This is a genomic window from Pseudaestuariivita rosea (genome assembly GCF_017592335.1).
Classification (GTDB): Bacteria; Pseudomonadota; Alphaproteobacteria; order Rhodobacterales; family Rhodobacteraceae; genus Parasulfitobacter; species Parasulfitobacter rosea.
In genome coordinates this window covers 114150-132701 of record NZ_JACNMP010000008.1, presented here as the reverse complement: position 1 = coordinate 132701, position 18552 = coordinate 114150, and the positions used below count along the sequence as shown (strand labels likewise).

The following is an 18552-nucleotide window of genomic DNA, read 5'->3' as shown; positions in this document are numbered from 1 at the left end:
TGCTTGGCCAATTCCAGCAGCCCGAGCTTCGGTTTGATGATCTTCTCTTGAATGCTTGTCATTGATCGACACTCCTTCTTGCGCTCCATAAGAGCAGAAATGTCAGATCAAATCGTGTGCTTTACACATCAGGCCCTAAACATGCGTCCGCCCATTCCAGAAACACTGCTCAAAACTGGCCCATAGAAATGGGGCTGGACATGGGTCCGTCTTGGTCGTCTTGCCATTTTCGCTCCTTCGTCCCGGCACGCTGCCGGATCAAGAGCAGAAAATCCACCTAACTCACCTATTCAGATTTGTCGGGCCAACTTTAGCGTTGGTTTAGTTAATCAGTGGTTTATTCGCCGTATTTATTTTCTATGTGTCTATAAATTTTTACTTATCTCAAATGAGTCTTTTAGATCTAAAATGATTGAATTATTTGAATCAGGGTGTTTGGCTAAATCGATACAGCTTTGTTTAAGCGTCTCTTGCAATTCTTGAAGTACTTCTTTCAAATCCATTTCTATCTTGATACCAGAAAAAGAAAGCGAAGCAATTTTCCTATCTCCATCAAAAATCGATTTATGACCGTCGTCAAAAGTATAGGATTCTTTTGTTGAATTTATATAAGCTGTATAAGCCATCCCAAAAAAGTTAAGTAATTCAACATAAACCATGTAATTTTTGGAGGACTGAGCATCTTCACTACTTAGTCCGGTTTTTTTGTCTTTTAAATGTAACCATCCGATATCGTATGGATCTGGATAATCTTCACCGGCTTTTGTAATGTAAAACACTACTAGCTTCCTCCTAACATAGGATACATTGTTACAACCTCATCGGTGGCCGTATCAACGACAACCTTATAGTTTGCTCTCATACCATTAATTGTCATTCGCTTTGTGAAAGTTTGAACTTTATTCGTTGGTGGCGTTTGCCGGGTGCCGTTTTGAACAATTTCATCCGCCGCATCCTGAAGTTGCTCACGCGTTGTTCCAGGAGCGAAAAGGTCTGCCTCCCCATCTGGTTGCATATGTCGTTTTTGAATATGTTCCCAGCCCTTTCTAGAATTACCATCTAGGATTCTGGGCCGTCCTACTTTCCGCACAATTCTGATCGGAACTGGATTTGAATAGAGTGTACCGGGATTAAACCCGACAAACTCCGCCTTATACTGGTTCAGCGGCCGAACTATGCGGGCGGTACCGTTCGCTGCGATCTCGACCATGTCGCCCATGGATTTGTGCAGGCCGCGGCCGATTTTGCCCAGGGCGGTGATCCCGGTGCGGAAGGCGGTGATGATATCGGCGATTACCCCCAGACAGCGGGCGACCTGGATCGTGGCAAGATCGACAGCCTCGGTGGCCAGTTTGCCTGTTCTAGTGGTCAAACATAAGAATAAGCTCGCTAAATCAATAACCTAGAAATCGAAGCGCACTCTTTTGACACCGCGATTGAGATCTTCGCTATTTGGCTCTGTTCCAGGTAAAAGGCCATCTATAAAATCTTCCATAGATCTTGATACTAGGCTAAGCGCTGCCGGGCTTCCCTCACCATCTTGACATTCATGATGCCAAAATAGGACATTTCTTGTCAGAGTATCGATTACAAAAGCATTGCCTAAACTGTCATCCGCAATAGGGATACAATTACCGTGAATACGGTCTTTAAGTCTTTCAAATTCTGATACAATTCCATGATCACCACGACCAAGTCCAAATAAAGTCGATACAGCTTGTTTATTGTTGCTACCCACTAATGGATTTTTTTCTTGAGGCTCTATTTCAACAGTCATGTTGAAGCCTGCAGCTTGACCATCGGATGGAAGAAGTTTTACTAAACTTTCTGGAATATGTATCCCTACTATTTTCTCAACTTCAGTTTTGGATAATACAGAATCTTGCTTTGATAGCGGAACAATTTTTATTTTTGGATTAAGTGACATATCAAAGAACACTCCTCATATCTGAAGCTGAGCCTATGTGTGGAACGTTTCCATGTAATTTAGTCGGTATCAGTTGAATTAAGGTGTCGCTATGGTGATGAGGAGTCAATCCAATATCTCGCAGATATTGTCGCGCTGCATCATTTGAGGGTAATCCTTTCGCATTTTTGACTTGCTCATAAACTCGGGTAAAATCTTGTGAACTCCCATCAAGAACACCAGGTTCAAATTCTAATTCACCTTTGGACCACCTACTAAAATCAGGACGCCCGTTTTCAAATGGCACACCATCATTACCTAAAACAGATTTAGCATCAGTGTTGTCAGGATACCAAGTTCCATTTCCCGGCTCGCCATCCCAACGACCGTTTTTCTTGGAATACGCGTTCGAGGGTTTTTCCGCACAATCCTGATCGGAACTGGATTTGAATAGAGTGTACCGGGATTAAACCCGACAAACTCCGCCTTATACTGGTTCAGCGGCCGAACTATGCGGGCGGTACCGTTCGCTGCGATCTCGACCATGTCGCCCATGGTTTTGTGCAACCCGCGTCCGATCTTGCAAAGAGCAGTGATCGACGCTCGGAAAGCATTGATTTAGCGAAAATTTTTTAGATATTGGGAAACGTAGGCTTTTCTAATCAATCAGTTTTTGATCTGCTAAATGTTTTAGATAACCAAATGGTTCTTCTTTGAAGATATCACGACCTTCCATCATATAAGCACGTAACAGTGGATTAGTTGCTTCATCTTTACGATCAAGATCATAAAGCGATACCCCAAGACCAAACTGAACAAATGCGTTCATCGCACCGTCGCCGGATGCATTCGCAGACTGAAAGGCAGAAAGAGCATTTTCATGATCATTTTTGGCCCGGTAAGCATCGCCAAGGGATGCATAAAGCCACATCGCCGCATCCCATTTCGACTGCGGCTCCGGCAACAAACCAAGCGCTTTCCTCCAATATCCAATGGCTTCATCAGGCTTGCCCGTATCTAAGGCGACGTTTCCATCTTCGGACAAGACTTCGATTTGCTCAAAAATATCGTCTGGAAGCTCATCCACGTCTTTTTGCTCGCTCTTTTAGATAAAATTCAAGGTATTCCAAATGCTCGCCTTTGAAGCCATCACGATCATAAAGTTCATAGATACGGCCAAAGACATCATATGCTTCTTCTTTTAGTCCAAGTTTGTAAAGTGCGCTGCCTTCAATCATAAGCGTATAATGATCTTGACGATCTGGGTCACCATACATTTCGTAAACAGTATTTATCCATTTTTTTGTCTCGGAAACCTTGCCCAAACGAGAAAAGTCCTCAACGAAGCTAGTTGATAGGCTTTGAGGATAATAGTCCCAGTGCGATTTTGGATCAGGAATGATATTCCAAGCCTCAATACCAAGCTTCAGAGATAACTCAAGATTGTTTTCTTGATAAGCTTTGCCTGAACGTTGAAGAATAGAATCGATTTCTATTCTAAGCGGTCCTTCAATTTCTGGTTTACGTACCATAATTCTTACTCCGTAGCTGGTGGCAAGTATCTTGATGGTGTTGCACCACCACGAGATGTGTTGAGTGGCCCATACTCAAAGCGGTAGTTGCTTGAATCCAGCATCCAATCCCGGACCTGCGATGATTTTGCCCCATGATATCGTCCTGTATTATTCCAATAATCGACAGCATCAACTGGATGGTGTCCCATATGAGTATTTGGACTATCAACTAGCCGCCAAGTTCCATTTTCATCAAGAAATTCATCTTTCCCAGTACGAGGGTTTGTTCTAAGAGTTCCTTCTCGCCGCATTCGCTCACGAACTTCTCGTCCCGTTTTTGAGTACTTACTTGGCGTAGCTCCAAGATACTGTCGTCGCAAACTCTTCCGCACGATTCTAACGACAGCGAGCGGATTAGAATATAGTGTGCCTGGCTGATATCCGATATATTCAAGCTTATACTGGTTCAGCGGTCTCACAATCCGGGCAGTACCGTTCGCTGCGATCTCGACCATGTCGCCCATGGTTTTGTGCAACCCGCGGCCGATTTTACCCAAACCAGTGACAGCAATGCGAAAGGCGTTGATGATGTCAACGATAATGCCTAGGCAACAGGCAGCCCGAATGATCACAATATACTTGGCTGTGGTCGCCAGCGTGGCTGCTGTAGGGTCAAGTCTCTTCGAGCAGCATGTTAACTTCGTTCAACAGAAACTCGCCGAAACTGTCTGCGACTTTCTCACATTCGACTTCATAACCACCGGCTGAAACTAAGTAAACTGGCGCTTCGCCATCAGCATCCATCTTAGAGCAATCAATGACGAAAAAGGGTCCGTAGCCAGACGGCATGATCTCAATCATACTTTGCGAAATTTCTGAGTTTTCAATACGATCTTTAGTTACAAATACGACATTTGGAGCCGAGTTGCCAAAAACTCCAGTTTTGCCGAGACCATAGATCATATTACCCTCAAACATAAGTATACCAAAGTCACGAAGCATACATTTGTATGAAATCGGTAGTGCTATCTCTAAATGTTGTTCAAGTTTAGAAATATTATCATTGGATGCGGGGAACTTAACAAGTGGTTTAATCCCAGCCTGTTCTAATTGATCTATCGCGCGAATATATGCCTCTTTACCTGTCAATTTAGAAGTCATTTGCTCGCTCTTTCCAATATTCACGTTTCCAACGGTTGAAAGGCCCTCTGTTCATAGACGGTGGGGCACTTGAGTAAGGTCGACGAACCCCGTCTGGACCAACCCAAGTTTTATCATACTGATTTGAATACATGTGTAAAATCCTATCATTCTCACTGTGCATTCGTCCACCTACTTCGGCCATAACGCCAGGCTCATCTTGAGTCATATGGTGTAAATTTACAGGCCGACCATCATGACCAATAGGGGCTTGACCATCTTGCATAAGCTGACGGTTTGTTAAGCCTGTTTCAGGATCTACATAATCGGGATCAAACAAATCATCCCTTTGATAAACCCTTCGTCCGGCAACATCTTTTGCGGTCCAGCGCGGGTCTGCTTTCCTCACAATCCTGATACTTCCGCCATTAATTCCAAGAGTGGTCGGATCAATCTCGACCTTGTATTGGTTCAGCGGCCTCACAATTCGGGCCGTTCCGTTTGCGGCTGTTTCAACCAGGTCGCTCATGGATTTGTGCAGGCCGCGGCCGATTTTGCCCAGGGCGGTGATCCCGGTGCGGAAGGCTTCGACAATGCTGACGATGACATTCAGGCATTTGGCCACAGGACCCGAGGCGATCTTCGCCATGTTAGCCCACTTTGCCACCATTCCGCCCACTTTCGTCACAAGCCCTGCGGCAAGCGTTCCACCTGATAGCGCCGCGATGACCGCCAGAACCACGGTAATGACGATCTCGGGCAGGATGAACCCCTCTATGACACCGATCATCTCGGCCCAGAAGTTGGGCGTCATGTTCATTAATACCGCGCCAAGCACATGGAAGACAGCTTCGAACGCATTGGTTTCGCTGGCGATCAGCACCATACGTTCTTTCCATTCCTGCCCGGTTTCCCATGCATGTTTCAGCCCGGCGGCCAGATCACCGGGCAGGTCCATCAGCGCCTCGATCGCCTTTTGCATCACATCAACCGTGCCAGACGCCAGATCGCGCAAGGCGGTCATTATGGTATCGATATAATCTGCCAGGCCTTCATTATCCGAAAAGAAACTTGAAACACCATCGGCAATCGTGCCGTAGAACCACTTTGTGTAATCCGCGTACAAAACACCCACAGCCAATGGACTATCAAGCATGGCTTGTTCCATTGGGCTTTTATTTTCGTAATACTCATTATACCAGTTTTGTGCGCGTTCTGCCTGTTGTATGGCAAATGTGCTTACGCCGCCCCAAAACTCGGTCTCGCCCTTCCACCAGGCGTTCAGCCCGTTCATAACACCGCGTTTCTTGGCATCATAGATCGACATAATGCCGCGTTCTTCCCAGGCCGTGACCCATTCAGAAAGGTTTTCGATGGACTGGTCGCGAAAGGTTGTCAGGGCCGCCCCCAACTCATCCATGCCGGCGTCCGCTTCGGCATCGCCTGACGGATCAGGCATAAGGCCTGCCCAAACCGGACCATAAGCAACTTCTTCTTCCGCAAAAGTGCCGAGTGTTACAATCGGTTCGACCGGCGCATCGCCATCTGTCAAATCATGAGCATTAAGCCCTTCGGTCAGATATGCCCCTTCGCAGACTACACGTTCGCTATCTTCGATATAGATCGGTGCATTGGTGATCGATGTTCGCCAGTGATCTGCAAACGCAGCTTCAAGGTCAATGGTGCCGCGGCAGGGCTGCACGATCCGATTTATAGGTCCGGGACTGTTGCCACCCGCAGATGCACGGGCAGCGATATCGGATGGGGAAGGTGTTTCTGAACCAGCCATCAAAGCAATTCCTTTTGGTGTAAATCGGTGATGCGGGCTTCAAGCTGCTTAAATTTCTTGGTTTCAGGCGTACAGGATTGACAGATATCTTGCAACATTCCGTCTGGGTCTTTACCTTCAAAATTGGGGCCATAAAACAACTCCCACGCGGCCAGAACACGTAGATTTTGGCGTTTCTGGAAACCGTGGGCCTGCATGTGGTCAATCGTTTTGGCGACGAACGCGGTCAGAGAATCGGGGTTCAGGTCTTGGGTCTGGTCCGGGAAGTCCTCGCGCAGGTCTGTGGCGATCAGGCGGATGTGGCGGGCGCGGGTGGCGCGGGCGAAGGCATCTAGGTCGGATTGCGTCAGAAAGAACCCTTGTCGCTGTTCGGGGTCGGGGGTGAAGGGGTTGGCCGTATAAAGCGTCGTGCGTCCCCAGGACTGGCAGCAGAGAATGCTATGGATCATCTCGCCCCTGGCGGTTTGATAGAACATGCGGAACCGCTGATCCTCGCCCGCGACATTGGCCAGGTAGGCATCGGCCACCAACGGCTCCCAAAAGCGGAAGAAATAGGATTTACCAGTCTTATCAGTGAATTTGGTGAACTTGCGGAAATGCTGCCATAGCGCTGTCAGCGAGGCCGTCGCGCGAATATAGATGCCCGGGTCTTTGGCCCAATGGACCCAGGGCATGTCGTCCTGTGGGTCATCGGTGAAAAGGCTGCGCGTCAGACTGTGGTCTTCGTCCAGCTTGACGATCCAGGGGCCAACCGCGCCCAGGTCTTCTTCGCCCTTACCTTTGAACAGGCAGCGATGCTCCAGATCAGTGCCTGCCAGGATATCCGGCAGGTTGGCGATTTTGGCTGCATCCAAAATGGCGTAGGTGTGTAAGGGCACGTCTGGGTCAGTTTGGCCGAATAAAGGTTCATAGAGCGCATCTGGCATGGGTTTGGGTGGGAAAACGCCCAATTGGTCATCCAGCGGCTGGACATCCTCAAAGGTCTGGATTTCCAAAGGGTTTTGCGACATCTGCCTTCAAGAGAATGTGAACACTCAATATCCCTTGGATAGAGCAATCTCGAGCTTGAGTCACGCGCAAAAAGAATTGGTCTGGTTCCGGTATAATGACCGCTTCAACCATCCGGGATGGCTGACCTTCATGCGGAACTGAACCGCTCTGGGTTTTCCGGAGCGGTGCACATCTTGACAAGGGGCCCGCTGCGCGCCCCCGTTGTATGCCCCAGGGCCATGGCTCGGATCACCGACATGTCACTCATTCTTTAGGCTGCGCGTTTTTTGCTGTGACAAAAACTCGTGCAGCTTAAGCGGCCCACAGCAATTTGTCAGAAAAGTTCCAGATCGCCACCAGTAACAACAGGTTTGGGCTTACGCTTACTGATAATCGTATCGACCGCCTTGACGAGTCTTTGTCTGACCCGTCCCGTTGCTGGCCAGAACTGAATACGGCGGGCCTGCTGCCCTCCTAGACTTTTTGCCAGACATGGTATGCCTTCCTGCTCAAGAAACTTGACTGCAAAAACGCCATTCTGCTCGCCTATTTCCGAAAGCCCCTTCACCATCTGGGCGCCGCCAAAAACCTTTGCCTGCAGATTGCGTTTTAGGGCGCCCGCCTTGATCAACGCGTTCACCAAAAGCTCCATCGCGTGAACGTCCTGAAATTCCCAAGTGTGGCTGTTTTTGGTATGATCAGGAAGTAACATATGGTTCATACCGCCGCATTTCAGAACCGGGTCCCAAAGACAGACAGAAACACATGACCCCAATGTTGTCGAGATCATGACGTTCGGATCCGAACTGATCAGGTAATCACCTTGTGCAAGGTGCAATATCTGATCCTTTGTTTTAGTCGGGTCATTCATTGCGCAGCGCCTCTTTCAAGCGCATTCGTGCGCGATAAAATCAAATCAGCGATTTTGTCAATTGGCGCGGATTGAACCACTGCACCGTCCTCAACCGCGGCCCGGGGCATTCCATACACAACCGAGGTTTGTTCATCCTGCGCGACTGTATAGGCGTTTGCCTGTCTTAGCTGCAGCATGCCTTCGGCACCATCGCGCCCCATTCCGGTCAAGACAACTCCGACGACCTTTGATCCAAGTTGCACACCTGACTTAAAAAGCACATCGACAGATGGTGAATACATGTCCTCAGGCTGCCCCGGTTGCAAACTGCACATCAATGCATTTCTTCCTTGAACCTGCAAATCCATGCCGCCCCCCGGCGCTAGATAAAGATGGCCCGGCGTCAGTTTTTCGTTATGTTCAGCGATTTTGACGCGGGGCTGAAACATTCTGTCCAGCCGGGTTGCAAAACTTCGCAGGAAGCCTTCAGGCATGTGTTGCGCAATCAGAATTGGCGGACAGCGGGCGGGCATTCCAGCAAGGATCGCCTCAATTGCGCCAACGCCACCAGTTGACGCACCCAGAAGCACGATTTTACCATTCCATTTCCAGCTGCTTGAGCTTTCGACACGCATCGAAACACTGCTGGTATGGGTTTTTGCGTGCGCCACTGTGTATAGGCGGTCGGCCAGTGACTTTAGCTCATTACCCGCAATAGATTTTGGTTTACCGATACAGTCAACGGCCCCCAAACTTAGCGCCTCAAGGGCGCGTTGGCTACCTTTTTCCGTCTGACTTGAGACCATCATGACCGGCATCGGGCGCAAACGCATCAGACGTTTTAGAAACTCAAGGCCGCTCATCACGGGCATTTCGACATCCAGTGTCAATACATCAGGGTTAAGCGTCTTGATAGCTGCACGTGCTTCATGCGCGCTGGCAGCTTCGCCTGCGATCATAAAACGGCCGTCCTTTTCAAGATTTGCACGGATTATTTTTCGAGCCGTTGCCGAGTCGTCGACAATCAAAACGCTTACTGGTTTCATATCAGCCTCTTGCTTGAAGTGCCTTGACCGCGGGCTTTAAAAGTCCTGCCAATCGTCTTCATCGCTTTCGATCGGCTGCTCTAGTTTGGTGTTTCCGACAACTGTCGATCCTGATTTTTGAACTGGCGGTGACATTTTCACCGGGGCTTGCGGACGAACTTGCGCACCAGGTGCAGTGCTGCCTGCCGTGTGAAATTTGTCGACCGTCCGCTTAAGTTCTTCGGCAGCCTTTGTCAGGGCGTGGCTGGCCGCGGTGGTTTCCTCGAACATGGCGACGTTTTGCTGTGTCACCTGATCAAGCTGAGTCACCGCCTGATTGATTTCAGCCAAACCTGTGGACTGTTCTTGTGAAGACGCTGCAATTTCTGCGACCTGAGTGGCAACTTCAGAAACCGACGTAACCATTTCCTCAAGGGCGTGTCCGGTTTCCCCAACCAGATCAACACCGCGTTTGACGTGATCACGGCTGGTCGTGATCAGTTGATTGATTTCACGCGCCGCGTCAGAAGATCGCTGCGCCAAAGCGCGGACCTCCGATGCAACCACCGCAAAACCGCGGCCAGCATCCCCAGCTCGGGCCGCTTCGACACCGGCATTCAGAGCCAAGAGGTTCGTCTGAAACGCTATTTCTTCGATCACATCGGTAATCTTCGCAATTTCACCAGACGAACTTTGAATTTCACCCATCGCGGTAATCGCATCCTGAACAACACCACTGCTGGCTTCGGCATTGGCTTTGGCATTATCGACAATGCTATTGGCACGACTTGCGCCGTCTGCAGCTGACTTGACCGATGATGTGAGTTGATCCAAAGCCGAGGCCGTTTGTTCCAGGGTCGATGCCTGACGTTCGGTTCGTTGTGACAGATCATCAGCCGAAGAACTGATTTCGGCTGCTTCGTGACGAATGCCGTCAGCATTTTGCAGAAAATCCAACATGGCCTGGGAAAGATTTGCGGCAGTCATGTTGAAATGATCCCGAATAGCGTCGTATTCGGATTTAAACTGACTATCAATCGTAACTGAAAGGTCACCTTTCGACATTTTTGCCAATCCAGCGCCAAGGGCTTCGATGATCATCTTAAGCTCTTCCACGTCGGCAACATCCTGTTCGCTGGCCGTGGTATGAGCGAGATAAAGTGATGTTACATCCGTGCCGGCAAAAACAGTTTTGACAAGTTGTCCCGAGGATTTGCGGACTTCGGCAAAGACACCCTTCAAGCAAAGATCACCTTTACGGCTTGGCACAACGAACATGTCACTGGCGCCTTGATCTGGTGTGAACATGTCATCGATCGTCTTTCCTGCCAAAGTCGTGTCATTATCTGCAGTGGCCGCTTTAAAGCCTTCATCGGCCTGCAAAAAATGCCCCTGCGCATCAAATTCGACGACCAAAGCATCCCTCTGGAATGCGCGGCTAATCGCATGACCAATAATATCAACAGAAACATCACGAATGCTGATCGCCGTTCCTGACCCGTTTGCTGTTTCCACAGCGACCACGTTGATGCTGAAAAACTGATCTTCGACCACTACATCAAACTCGGTTTCGCCCTTCTTCAAAGCCTGGACGATCTGCTGACCCAATGGACCATACGTCGCGATATCCGTTCCTGCTATATCTTCGGATCTGGACATCTGGCCATTATTCAGCAGATCAAGGGCGGCGGGATTACAGCCAATGACCCGTTGTTCGCTATCAAGAACAAGATGTGGCAGATTCGAATCCTTAAAGAATTGCCGATAGATTGCCGCATCTTGCAGATCGGTTTTTTGGGTTTTAAGCAAATCGCCGATATGCTGAATTTTAACACCAAGATCGCCTGTCGGGTCGTCAACAATGTCGTCAACTGCGGCTTCGAGCAAAGCAAGGTGCATACGGTTTGACCGTATTGTCAAAAGGCAGCCCAGGACCGCCACACCGACAGCCACTGGTATGGCCAAAAGACCACCCTGCCCCATGATCTGCAAAACTGTCATCACTGCTGCCAATGAAACGACCGTAAATACAGGCCATGCCCAAACCGCATTTCTACCGTTGCGAATTTGCATTTCGACTTCTCCGCGTCTTTCAAAGCTATTTTCGGGGCAGAATCTGGCCCGCATACGACGATTTCCGTCTAGCAATGGAGGCAATGAATGAAGAAAGTCTTTAAGTCCGATGCAAGACCCGGCGTTGTGCAAGGCCAAATCAATAAAAATTTATTGACGCGGCGCACGGCCCGCAGATTTGATCGCTGTGGCCTTGAAAATTGCATGGCAGGTCTGACCGACCTTCAGCCGCAGATGCTGAAGGGACTTTTGTGTGACGCGCGCCATCAATCGCGTATCCCCCTTGCGCAGAATGACCGCAGCCCCCGGGCCACCGCCTAAATGGATCGTTTCGATCTGGCCTGTCAGTTGGTTCAGGGCAGTGATCTGGTCGATTGGCTGCGTCGACAGAATGACATCACTGGCCCTGATCTGTACGCGGTGCATTTCGTCAATTTCGCCAATGATCCGGGGTAGAAACAAACGACCGGCTTCACTGTCAAGCTCTGTCAGACCTTCGGAATGATGTGCCCGTATTCTGGCCGAAATCACCGAGCCGCCCTGATGCAAGCCGAAATGCGGCAAAAGCGATGGATCGGACAAAAGCCTTTCGCTGTCGCCTGCTGCAATCATCTGACCCTTGTCCAGCACAACAATCTGATTGGCCAGACGCGCGACCTCGTCCAGGTCATGACTGACATAGAGGATTGGCATATCCGTCTGATCGCGCAGCTTTTCCAAATAGTTCAATATCCCATCGCGACGGGTTCGGTCCAAGGCCGAAAGCGGTTCGTCCATCAGCAAAATCTGCGGATCAGACAAAAGCGCGCGTCCGATCGCGACCCGCTGCTGTTCACCGCCTGAAAGATGCCTTGGCCAACGCTGTAAAAGATCCAAAAGATCCAGCAAATCAACGACTTGGTCAAACATATCACGCCTGCTGGTCACCGAATACATCAGGTTTCGTTCGACAGACAAATGGGGAAAAAGACGTGGATTTTGAAATATATAGCCGACGCGCCTTTTGGGAACGGCGGAATTTATCGACTTTGTGCGGTCATAAAAGGTCCGGTCGCCAAGACGGATTACGCCCTGATCCGGTTGCACCAGCCCGGCGACACAGTTGATCAATGTGGTTTTGCCAGACCCCGACGGCCCAAAGATCGCGGTTATCCCGGCATTGGTGCGAAACGCGGCCGACAGATGAAAACCTGTACGGTTGACCTTGATATCTATGTCCAACATCAGTCAGCCAACCGTTTTGCCAATTTGCGGGCAATGACTTCGCTGATCAGAACGGCCAGCAGTGCAATACTGGCGGAAAAGATCACCAGCCAATAGACAATCTGTTCAGCACCGGGCACCTGCAGAAAGGCATAGATCGCGGATGGAATGGTCTGGGTTTCCCCGGGGATACTTGCGACAAAGGTGATCGTGGCGCCGAATTCCCCCATCGCTTTGGCAAATGTCAGAACCGTACCAGCCAATATGCCGGGCAGGATCATCGGCAACGTAATGGTCATGAAGCAGCGCAATCGTGAGGCACCAAGCGTCGCCGCCGCCTGTTCCAACCCCTGATCCACGGCTTCGATGGACAGGCGAATAGACCGTACCATCAGCGGAAAAGCCATGATCCCCGCCGCCAGCACGGCACCGGTCCAGCGAAAGGCAAAGATGATGCCAAAACTATCTGCCAGCCACCGTCCGACAAAGGCGTTCGGACCCAACATCAGCAACAAAGCGTATCCCGTCACGACGGGCGGCAGCACAAGGGGCAGATGCACCAGGCCGTTCAGCAGACCTTTCCCCCAGAAAGACCATCGCGCCAATGCATAGGCCACCAGCAAACCCAACGGCAGCGACACGATCGTTGCCCAGATTGCCACGCGCAGGGACAATGCCAGCGCCTGCAAGACTTCGGGAGGTAAACCGGTGATCATTGCAACACAATAAATCCGTGCGTTTCGAAATGCTGAAGGGCGCTGTCCGACGACATGTGGTCCAAAAATGCGTCCGCGCCGGGATCGGCGACGGTTGTCAAAGCCGCCGCATAGGTAATGGCCGGGTGAGTGTCGGCCGGGAACTGTATGACAATCGCGACCCGAGGCTCAACCATAGCATCTGTCCTATAGACCAGCCCCAGGGGTGCGGCCCCCCGGGCGACTAGGGCCAGGGCAGTGCGTACGTTGTCGGTTTCCGCCAGATGATCTGCGACGATAGGCCAAAGCCCTGTCGCCTCTAACGCTGCTTTTCCATATTGACCTGCTGGAACCGCGCGGGTGATGGGAATGGCAAACCGGCCTTGTCCCAGACGGGAAATAATCTGATCCTGATCCGTTATCGCAATCGGACCTGCTGGCGCGGGGGCCACAATAACCAGCCGATTGCTGAGGATTTCCCGCCGCGTGTCGGGCTGGATTGCGCCGCGGTCCTGCAGGTAGTGCATCCAGTCCACATTGGCCGACAGAAAGACCGAAGCCGGTGCGCCATATTCTATCTGGCGGGCCATCGACGAACTGCCTCCATAGGACACCAGAACCTTTTGGTCACTGTTTTCATTCCAGTCTGACACAACCTGGTCCAAAGCTGTTTTCAAACTGGCCGCTGCGAAAACAATAATGTCATCACGGGCGGATGCCGGGCCGGACAGAGAAACAAATGCGACAAGCGTCAGGAAAAGCCGTCTCATGCTTTCTGGGTTTCCTTCAGCAGGGCTTTCAAAGCATCCATATCGGGTTGCGCCGCCTGCCATGCCGCCCCATGCATATCACGGTAATGTTTCAGCACCTTTTGCCCCATATCGGTCAAGGCCGCCCCGCCGCCCTGGGCCCCACCGCGGCTGCTTGACACGACCGGAGCCTTGAAAATCGTATTCATCGTATCGACCAGCATCCAGGCGCGCTTATAGCTCATACCCATTTGACGCCCGGCCGCCGAGATCGATCCCGTTTCATCGATTTTCTGCAAAAGATCAGCCTTGCCCGGGCCGATCATGCCCGCGTTGTCAAAGACCACACGCACCCGGAATTCCTTGTCAGGATCAGTCATCAGATTTCCGCCGTTATTCCCCGTCGAACATATCGAAAAGTGATTTCCTGTCTACCCCCTGTCATGGATTTCAGGCAGACTGCCACAAGGTGGGAAAAAGGGGATCAGCATGAAAGTAGGAGTCGTGGGCGCAGGTATGGTGGGAAGCGCCTCTGCGTATGCAATGGCCTTGATGGGCGTGGGCAGTCAGATCGTTCTGGTGGACCAGAATGACAAGCTGTCGCTGGCCCATGCGCAGGATATCTCGCACGCGACGCCTTTTGCCGCACCGGTGCAGGTGACCTCTGGCGGCTACGAAGATCTGAAAGGTGCGCGCGTTGTTGTGATAGCAGCGGGGGTCAACCAGCAACCCGGTGAAAGCCGCGTGGCTCTGCTGGACCGCAATGCAGATGTTTTCCGACAGGTGATCGGACAGATTGAAGAATACGCTCCCGATGCTTTGCTGGTTGTGGCTACGAATCCCGTCGATGTCATGACCTATGTGGCCTGGAAGTTGTCAGACAACACGAAACAGCAGGTGATCGGCACCGGCACGGTTCTGGACACCGCCCGTTTTCGAACGCTTCTGGGGGGGTATCTGGGCATCACACCGCAGTCGGTGCATGCCTATGTTTTGGGCGAACATGGCGATAGCGAGGTGCCGATCTGGTCCAGCGCGATGGCGGGCAGTGTACCAGTGACACAATTGGCCGAACAGATGAAAAAGCCCTTGGGTGCGAAACAGATCGAAGATATCTCAACCCAGGTGCGCGATGCGGCCTACAGCATTATCGATGGCAAAGGGTCGACCTATTACGGCATCGGTGCCGGTGTCGCGCGGATCGTTCGCGCCATTCTGGATGACGAAAGATCGGTGTTGAGCGTGTCGATCATGTCGGATGACATTTTGGGGGTGAAGGACGTGCCCGTTTCCCTGCCCCGCGTGATCGGCGCCGATGGTGTCATAACCGACCTGATGCCGGACCTGAGTGAGACCGAAACAGAAGCGCTGATCAAAAGCGCGACACTGATCCGGGACCTAGCCGATAGGCTATCGCTTTGACTACAACTTGACCGCGCGCATCCTGCGCAGCACCGCCACAGAGTAAACAGCAAGTGCCAGCCAGATCAGCGGGAAGGCGATTGCATGCCAGATCGTAAAGGGTTCCAGAAAGATTAAAACGGCACAACCGAATTGCAGCGTGGGGTTTATGTACTGGATCAGCCCCAGACTGGCCATGTCGACCCGCTTGCTGGCATAGCTGAACAACATCAGCGGGCCACCCGTCATTGGTCCCGTTGCGATTAACAGCGCGGTCGTCGTCACATCCAACCCCCAGACTGCGCCGGGCCTGCCTTCTGTGGCAAGACCACTGTGCATCAGATACAGCCATAGCGCGGCGATCGGCAACAAGATCAGAACCTCGGCCGCAACGGGGCCAATGGATAGTCTTTTCTTTACAACGCCATAAAGTCCGAACGTGATCGCAAGCGTCAAAGCGATCCACGGCGGAACAGCCAGACCGATCGTCAAAACAACGACAGCAGCAGCAGCCAGCACCACGGCCCCCCACTGAACCAGAACCAGCCTTTCACGGAAAACAACCGTGCCCAGAAAAACCGCCACCAAGGGGAAGATATAATAGCCAAGCGATGCCTCTAAGACGCGCCCGACCTGTACCGAATAGATGAATAAAAACCAGTTCGTTGCGATCATCAGACTGGCGAAAAATATGATGCAAAATGATCGAGCCGACGCAATGGATTGAAATAACGCTATAAATCGGCCCTGCACTATCAGGATGACAGCGAAGAACACAAAGGACCAGATCGTTCTGTGGGCCAAGACCTCACCCGGCGGAACGGCGGCAAGCAGTTTGTAGAACAGCGGCGACAGGCCCCAAATCGTGCAGGCCGCGATCATTGCCGATATGCCTTTCCTGGTCTCGCTCATCCCGACTGCAGTGCAGTTCCGGGCAGATCGGGTCAAGCGTTAATTGTTGTCGGTCAGGTGGTTGCGTATTTGTGTTCCAGAGTATCGCTGCTCCAACCAGCCAGCTTTTCGGAGCTTGTGTAAAGGCTGTTTAGGAAATCAAGCAAAGCAGCCGTTGGGTCATCAGCACTGCGCACGTCGTCATAATTCAGCACGGCCAAAGCACCGCCGTTCTTTTCCACCCATTGCGCTGCTGCGGGCTGCAAAGGCACGGTGTTCAATCTCTCTGGCTCGGGGTAGGCATATCCATAAAACGCAGGGTTTGGATAACTGTCATCCCCCGGCCAGAACCCGACCGAGATCACCTCGTGCGAATAGGCCTCTCGATCCGACTGGGTACGCGCATTTTCCAGCGGCGCGGGCAGACCCGAAAACCGCGTGACGACCAGATCGAAGGAATGCCAATAAAGCTGCACCGGCGTCTGCTTGCCGCAAAACCGGGTGCGATAGGTTTCGAAAACCGAAGCCACCCAGCACAATACCCGCCAGAAATCGGTGGCCGCCACGGCATCATAGGTTTTATGCGTGTCATCCTCTGGGAATGGAATTGTACTTTTGTTTTCATATGGTTTCGCGTTGATCTTAACGTGAACATCAAGAGCGCTCAGCGCCTCAAGAAGACGCGCGTAGAACTGTGCAACCGTCAGCCCCTGAACCACAAAGCTTTGTATACCGCCACCACGGCGCACCCGCAGTTCATGGTCGATCATATCAAAATCGATCGTGAAACCGCCGCTGGGATAAGGGATCAACTCGGTCGTCAGACCACTAACGGACGGATAGAGCGTGACATGCCACCAATGGTTCAGCTTCGGGTGCAACGTCATACGAATCTTGCCGATGATCTGTAGAAAAAGATGCAGCGTTTCCTTGGTATCGACCCAACCCTAGTAATCGAGTTCTGGCAATGTAGTCGCAGTCATTTCCGCCCCTCCCCTTTAATATGTCAAAACCATATTGGATTTGAATAGCACAAATAAGAATGCCACGCCGTTGAAACAGCGTGGCATCAAGAACCTTTTTCAGCGATACGGTTCTACATGCGCGATGCGACGTTTTCCCAGTTCACCAGGTTATCCAAGAAGTTCGTCAGATAAGCCGGACGTTTGTTGCGGAAGTCGATGTAATAGCTGTGTTCCCACACATCGCAGCCCAACAAAGCGGTCTGGCCAAAGCACACAGGGTTCACACCGTTTTCCGTCTTGGTCACCTTCAGGCTGCCGTCCGTATCTTTCACCAGCCAGGCCCAACCCGAGCCGAACTGCCCGGCCCCCGCCGCGCTGAAGTCATCCTTGAACTTATCGACCGACCCGAAGGCCTCGGTCAGGGCGCTTTCCAACTCACCCGGCATCTTGCTGTCGCCCGGCCCCATCATTTCCCAAAACTGGTTGTGGTTCCAAAGCTGGCTGATGTTGTTGAAAATACCGTTCTGAGCCACCGCATTCGGGTCATAGGTGCCCTTGATGATCTCTTCCATCGACTTGTCAGCCCACTCTGTACCCTCAATCAACTTATTGCCGTTGTCGACATAAGCCTTGTGGTGCAGGTCGTGGTGATATTCCAACGTCTCTTTCGACATGCCTTTGTCGGCCAAGGCGTCATGTGCATAAGGAAGATCAGGAAGTTCAAATGCCATTTTGGGCCCCTCTGCTTTTTGAATGTTCCGATATGGGTGTTACCTGAGGCGGCGCCCCCCTAACGTCAAGTCATGAAATGACAAATACTTAACTATAAAAATATCTAGCCTAGAGATCTTCTAATCTAAAAACGTACAATATCCACGGGCATTGATTGAAGTGCTATCACCCCATGTCTTTCTGGCATTTGATGTCGTCGTTATTAGTGCTCTATTCGTTTTGGTTAAGATAGTAAGACGAGTTGACAGATCATATGATTTCTGACGAAGCCTAAGCAATTTTGTGCCTTCCTCATCTTGGAAGCCTGGTACGCTCCACCGAAAAACAATACGATTTTCGGTTATCTGCTGCAAAACTGCTTCGGTGCTACTGCCAATATTCATCCTAATAATTCTATCAGTAACAGTTATACTGCTGAATTCAGGCAACCCGGTTATCATCCGCTTGCCGCTTGGCACTAGTTCGATTGTCACATCCTCGGCAATCCAATCGCCGTTTGCGCCAGCCGGCTTGAAATTGCATTGAATGGTTTCAGCGGAAGCTGCGCCGATAGAAATAATGAATGCCGCTAAAGCCTTGAGTAAATTTGTCATTTTGATCCACTATCAGTTCATTTTGCAAAATCT

Annotated in this window: 20 protein-coding genes and 1 pseudogene; 1 reads left to right on the top strand and 20 read right to left on the bottom strand. The window is 51.0% G+C overall.

The genetic code is table 11. From position 1 onward, the window contains the following. Positions 1–365: 365 nt before the first annotated feature. The 16 genes from H7848_RS08010 to H7848_RS07930 form a co-directional block, all read right to left on the bottom strand. Positions 366–779, bottom strand: a complete 414-nt coding sequence (locus H7848_RS08010; RefSeq protein ID WP_208349854.1) for a hypothetical protein — start codon at positions 777–779, stop codon at positions 366–368. Between the two features lie 2 nt (positions 780–781). Next, on the bottom strand, positions 782–1372 hold the full coding sequence (locus tag H7848_RS08005) for a hypothetical protein (protein WP_208349851.1): 591 nt from the start codon (positions 1370–1372) through the stop codon (positions 782–784). A 30-nt stretch (positions 1373–1402) separates the two neighbouring features. Further along, positions 1403–1927, bottom strand: a complete 525-nt coding sequence (locus H7848_RS08000; protein ID WP_208349848.1) for an SMI1/KNR4 family protein — start codon at positions 1925–1927, stop codon at positions 1403–1405. A gap of 1 nt (position 1928) precedes the next feature. After that, positions 1929–2213, bottom strand: a complete 285-nt coding sequence (locus tag H7848_RS20300) for an HNH endonuclease (RefSeq protein ID WP_208349846.1) — start codon at positions 2211–2213, stop codon at positions 1929–1931. A 351-nt stretch (positions 2214–2564) separates the two neighbouring features. Continuing rightward, the gene (locus H7848_RS20250; protein WP_174138114.1) at positions 2565–2993 is read right to left on the bottom strand and encodes a tetratricopeptide repeat protein; all 429 of its coding nucleotides are present in this window, start codon (positions 2991–2993) and stop codon (positions 2565–2567) included. Beyond that, positions 2986–3438 carry a hypothetical protein gene (locus tag H7848_RS07985; RefSeq protein ID WP_174138113.1) on the bottom strand — a complete coding sequence of 151 codons (453 nt, stop codon included), beginning with the start codon at positions 3436–3438 and terminating at the stop codon, positions 2986–2988. The genes H7848_RS20250 and H7848_RS07985 overlap by 8 nt, the downstream gene beginning before the upstream one ends. A 654-nt stretch (positions 3439–4092) precedes the next feature. Continuing rightward, positions 4093–4581: an SMI1/KNR4 family protein gene (locus tag H7848_RS07975; RefSeq protein WP_208349841.1), complete on the bottom strand. Its 489-nt coding sequence runs from the start codon at positions 4579–4581 to the stop codon at positions 4093–4095. Continuing rightward, positions 4571–6349 carry an HNH/ENDO VII family nuclease gene (locus H7848_RS07970; RefSeq protein WP_208349839.1) on the bottom strand — a complete coding sequence of 593 codons (1779 nt, stop codon included), beginning with the start codon at positions 6347–6349 and terminating at the stop codon, positions 4571–4573. The genes H7848_RS07975 and H7848_RS07970 overlap by 11 nt, the downstream gene beginning before the upstream one ends. After that, a complete protein-coding gene (locus H7848_RS07965) occupies positions 6349–7359 on the bottom strand; it encodes a DUF4123 domain-containing protein (protein ID WP_208349837.1) in 1011 nt (336 codons plus the stop codon). Before H7848_RS07965 ends, H7848_RS07970 begins: the two co-directional genes overlap by 1 nt. Positions 7360–7673: 314 nt before the next feature. Continuing rightward, the gene (locus H7848_RS19790; RefSeq protein WP_272874391.1) at positions 7674–8051 is read right to left on the bottom strand and encodes a chemotaxis protein CheD; all 378 of its coding nucleotides are present in this window, start codon (positions 8049–8051) and stop codon (positions 7674–7676) included. Between the two features lie 155 nt (positions 8052–8206). After that, entirely contained in the window at positions 8207–9238 is a 1032-nt protein-coding gene (locus H7848_RS07955; RefSeq protein WP_208349832.1) for a protein-glutamate methylesterase/protein-glutamine glutaminase, read from the bottom strand. A gap of 36 nt (positions 9239–9274) precedes the next feature. After that, complete coding sequence (locus tag H7848_RS07950; protein ID WP_208349830.1) at positions 9275–11290, bottom strand: methyl-accepting chemotaxis protein; 2016 nt, start codon at positions 11288–11290, stop codon at positions 9275–9277. A 150-nt stretch (positions 11291–11440) separates the two neighbouring features. Then, positions 11441–12514 (bottom strand): molybdenum ABC transporter ATP-binding protein, encoded by a 1074-nt coding sequence (gene modC / locus H7848_RS07945; RefSeq protein WP_208349828.1) that lies wholly within the window; start codon positions 12512–12514, stop codon positions 11441–11443. Next, the gene (modB, locus tag H7848_RS07940; RefSeq protein ID WP_419555502.1) at positions 12514–13206 is read right to left on the bottom strand and encodes a molybdate ABC transporter permease subunit; all 693 of its coding nucleotides are present in this window, start codon (positions 13204–13206) and stop codon (positions 12514–12516) included. Before modB ends, modC begins: the two co-directional genes overlap by 1 nt. Continuing rightward, positions 13206–13958, bottom strand: a complete 753-nt coding sequence (modA, locus tag H7848_RS07935) for a molybdate ABC transporter substrate-binding protein (protein WP_208349821.1) — start codon at positions 13956–13958, stop codon at positions 13206–13208. The genes modB and modA overlap by 1 nt, the downstream gene beginning before the upstream one ends. After that, positions 13955–14317: a winged helix-turn-helix domain-containing protein gene (locus H7848_RS07930; RefSeq protein WP_208349819.1), complete on the bottom strand. Its 363-nt coding sequence runs from the start codon at positions 14315–14317 to the stop codon at positions 13955–13957. Before H7848_RS07930 ends, modA begins: the two co-directional genes overlap by 4 nt. Before the next feature lie 109 nt (positions 14318–14426). Here H7848_RS07930 and H7848_RS07925 point away from each other — a divergent pair, with 109 nt between their 5' ends. Continuing rightward, positions 14427–15359, top strand: coding sequence for an L-lactate dehydrogenase (locus H7848_RS07925; protein ID WP_208349815.1), 933 nt, complete (start codon positions 14427–14429; stop codon positions 15357–15359). Here H7848_RS07925 and rarD read toward each other — a convergent pair whose 3' ends face one another. The 4 genes and pseudogenes from rarD to H7848_RS07905 form a co-directional block, all read right to left on the bottom strand. Continuing rightward, positions 15360–16250 carry an EamA family transporter RarD gene (rarD, locus tag H7848_RS07920; protein ID WP_208349810.1) on the bottom strand — a complete coding sequence of 297 codons (891 nt, stop codon included), beginning with the start codon at positions 16248–16250 and terminating at the stop codon, positions 15360–15362. A 53-nt stretch (positions 16251–16303) separates the two neighbouring features. Beyond that, positions 16304–17161, bottom strand: a pseudogene (locus H7848_RS07915) (DUF5996 family protein); the annotation flags it as partial. A gap of 164 nt (positions 17162–17325) precedes the next feature. After that, positions 17326–17925, bottom strand: coding sequence for a superoxide dismutase (locus H7848_RS07910; RefSeq protein WP_208349803.1), 600 nt, complete (start codon positions 17923–17925; stop codon positions 17326–17328). A 120-nt stretch (positions 17926–18045) separates the two neighbouring features. Continuing rightward, entirely contained in the window at positions 18046–18519 is a 474-nt protein-coding gene (locus H7848_RS07905; RefSeq protein ID WP_208349801.1) for a hypothetical protein, read from the bottom strand. Positions 18520–18552: the final 33 nt, after the last annotated feature.

Coding starts and splice junctions, on each gene's coding strand:
- H7848_RS08000 (WP_208349848.1), bottom strand. CDS start 1,927: ATGTCACTTAATCCAAAAATAAAAATTGTTCCGCTATCAAAGCAAGAT.
- H7848_RS07985 (WP_174138113.1), bottom strand. CDS start 3,438: ATGGTACGTAAACCAGAAATTGAAGGACCGCTTAGAATAGAAATCGAT.
- H7848_RS07975 (WP_208349841.1), bottom strand. CDS start 4,581: ATGACTTCTAAATTGACAGGTAAAGAGGCATATATTCGCGCGATAGAT.
- H7848_RS07970 (WP_208349839.1), bottom strand. CDS start 6,349: ATGGCTGGTTCAGAAACACCTTCCCCATCCGATATCGCTGCCCGTGCA.
- H7848_RS07965 (WP_208349837.1), bottom strand. CDS start 7,359: ATGTCGCAAAACCCTTTGGAAATCCAGACCTTTGAGGATGTCCAGCCG.
- H7848_RS19790 (WP_272874391.1), bottom strand. CDS start 8,051: ATGTTACTTCCTGATCATACCAAAAACAGCCACACTTGGGAATTTCAG.
- H7848_RS07955 (WP_208349832.1), bottom strand. CDS start 9,238: ATGAAACCAGTAAGCGTTTTGATTGTCGACGACTCGGCAACGGCTCGA.
- H7848_RS07950 (WP_208349830.1), bottom strand. CDS start 11,290: ATGCAAATTCGCAACGGTAGAAATGCGGTTTGGGCATGGCCTGTATTT.
- modC (WP_208349828.1), bottom strand. CDS start 12,514: ATGTTGGACATAGATATCAAGGTCAACCGTACAGGTTTTCATCTGTCG.
- modA (WP_208349821.1), bottom strand. CDS start 13,958: ATGAGACGGCTTTTCCTGACGCTTGTCGCATTTGTTTCTCTGTCCGGC.
- H7848_RS07930 (WP_208349819.1), bottom strand. CDS start 14,317: ATGACTGATCCTGACAAGGAATTCCGGGTGCGTGTGGTCTTTGACAAC.
- H7848_RS07925 (WP_208349815.1), top strand. CDS start 14,427: ATGAAAGTAGGAGTCGTGGGCGCAGGTATGGTGGGAAGCGCCTCTGCG.
- rarD (WP_208349810.1), bottom strand. CDS start 16,250: ATGAGCGAGACCAGGAAAGGCATATCGGCAATGATCGCGGCCTGCACG.
- H7848_RS07910 (WP_208349803.1), bottom strand. CDS start 17,925: ATGGCATTTGAACTTCCTGATCTTCCTTATGCACATGACGCCTTGGCC.
- H7848_RS07905 (WP_208349801.1), bottom strand. CDS start 18,519: ATGACAAATTTACTCAAGGCTTTAGCGGCATTCATTATTTCTATCGGC.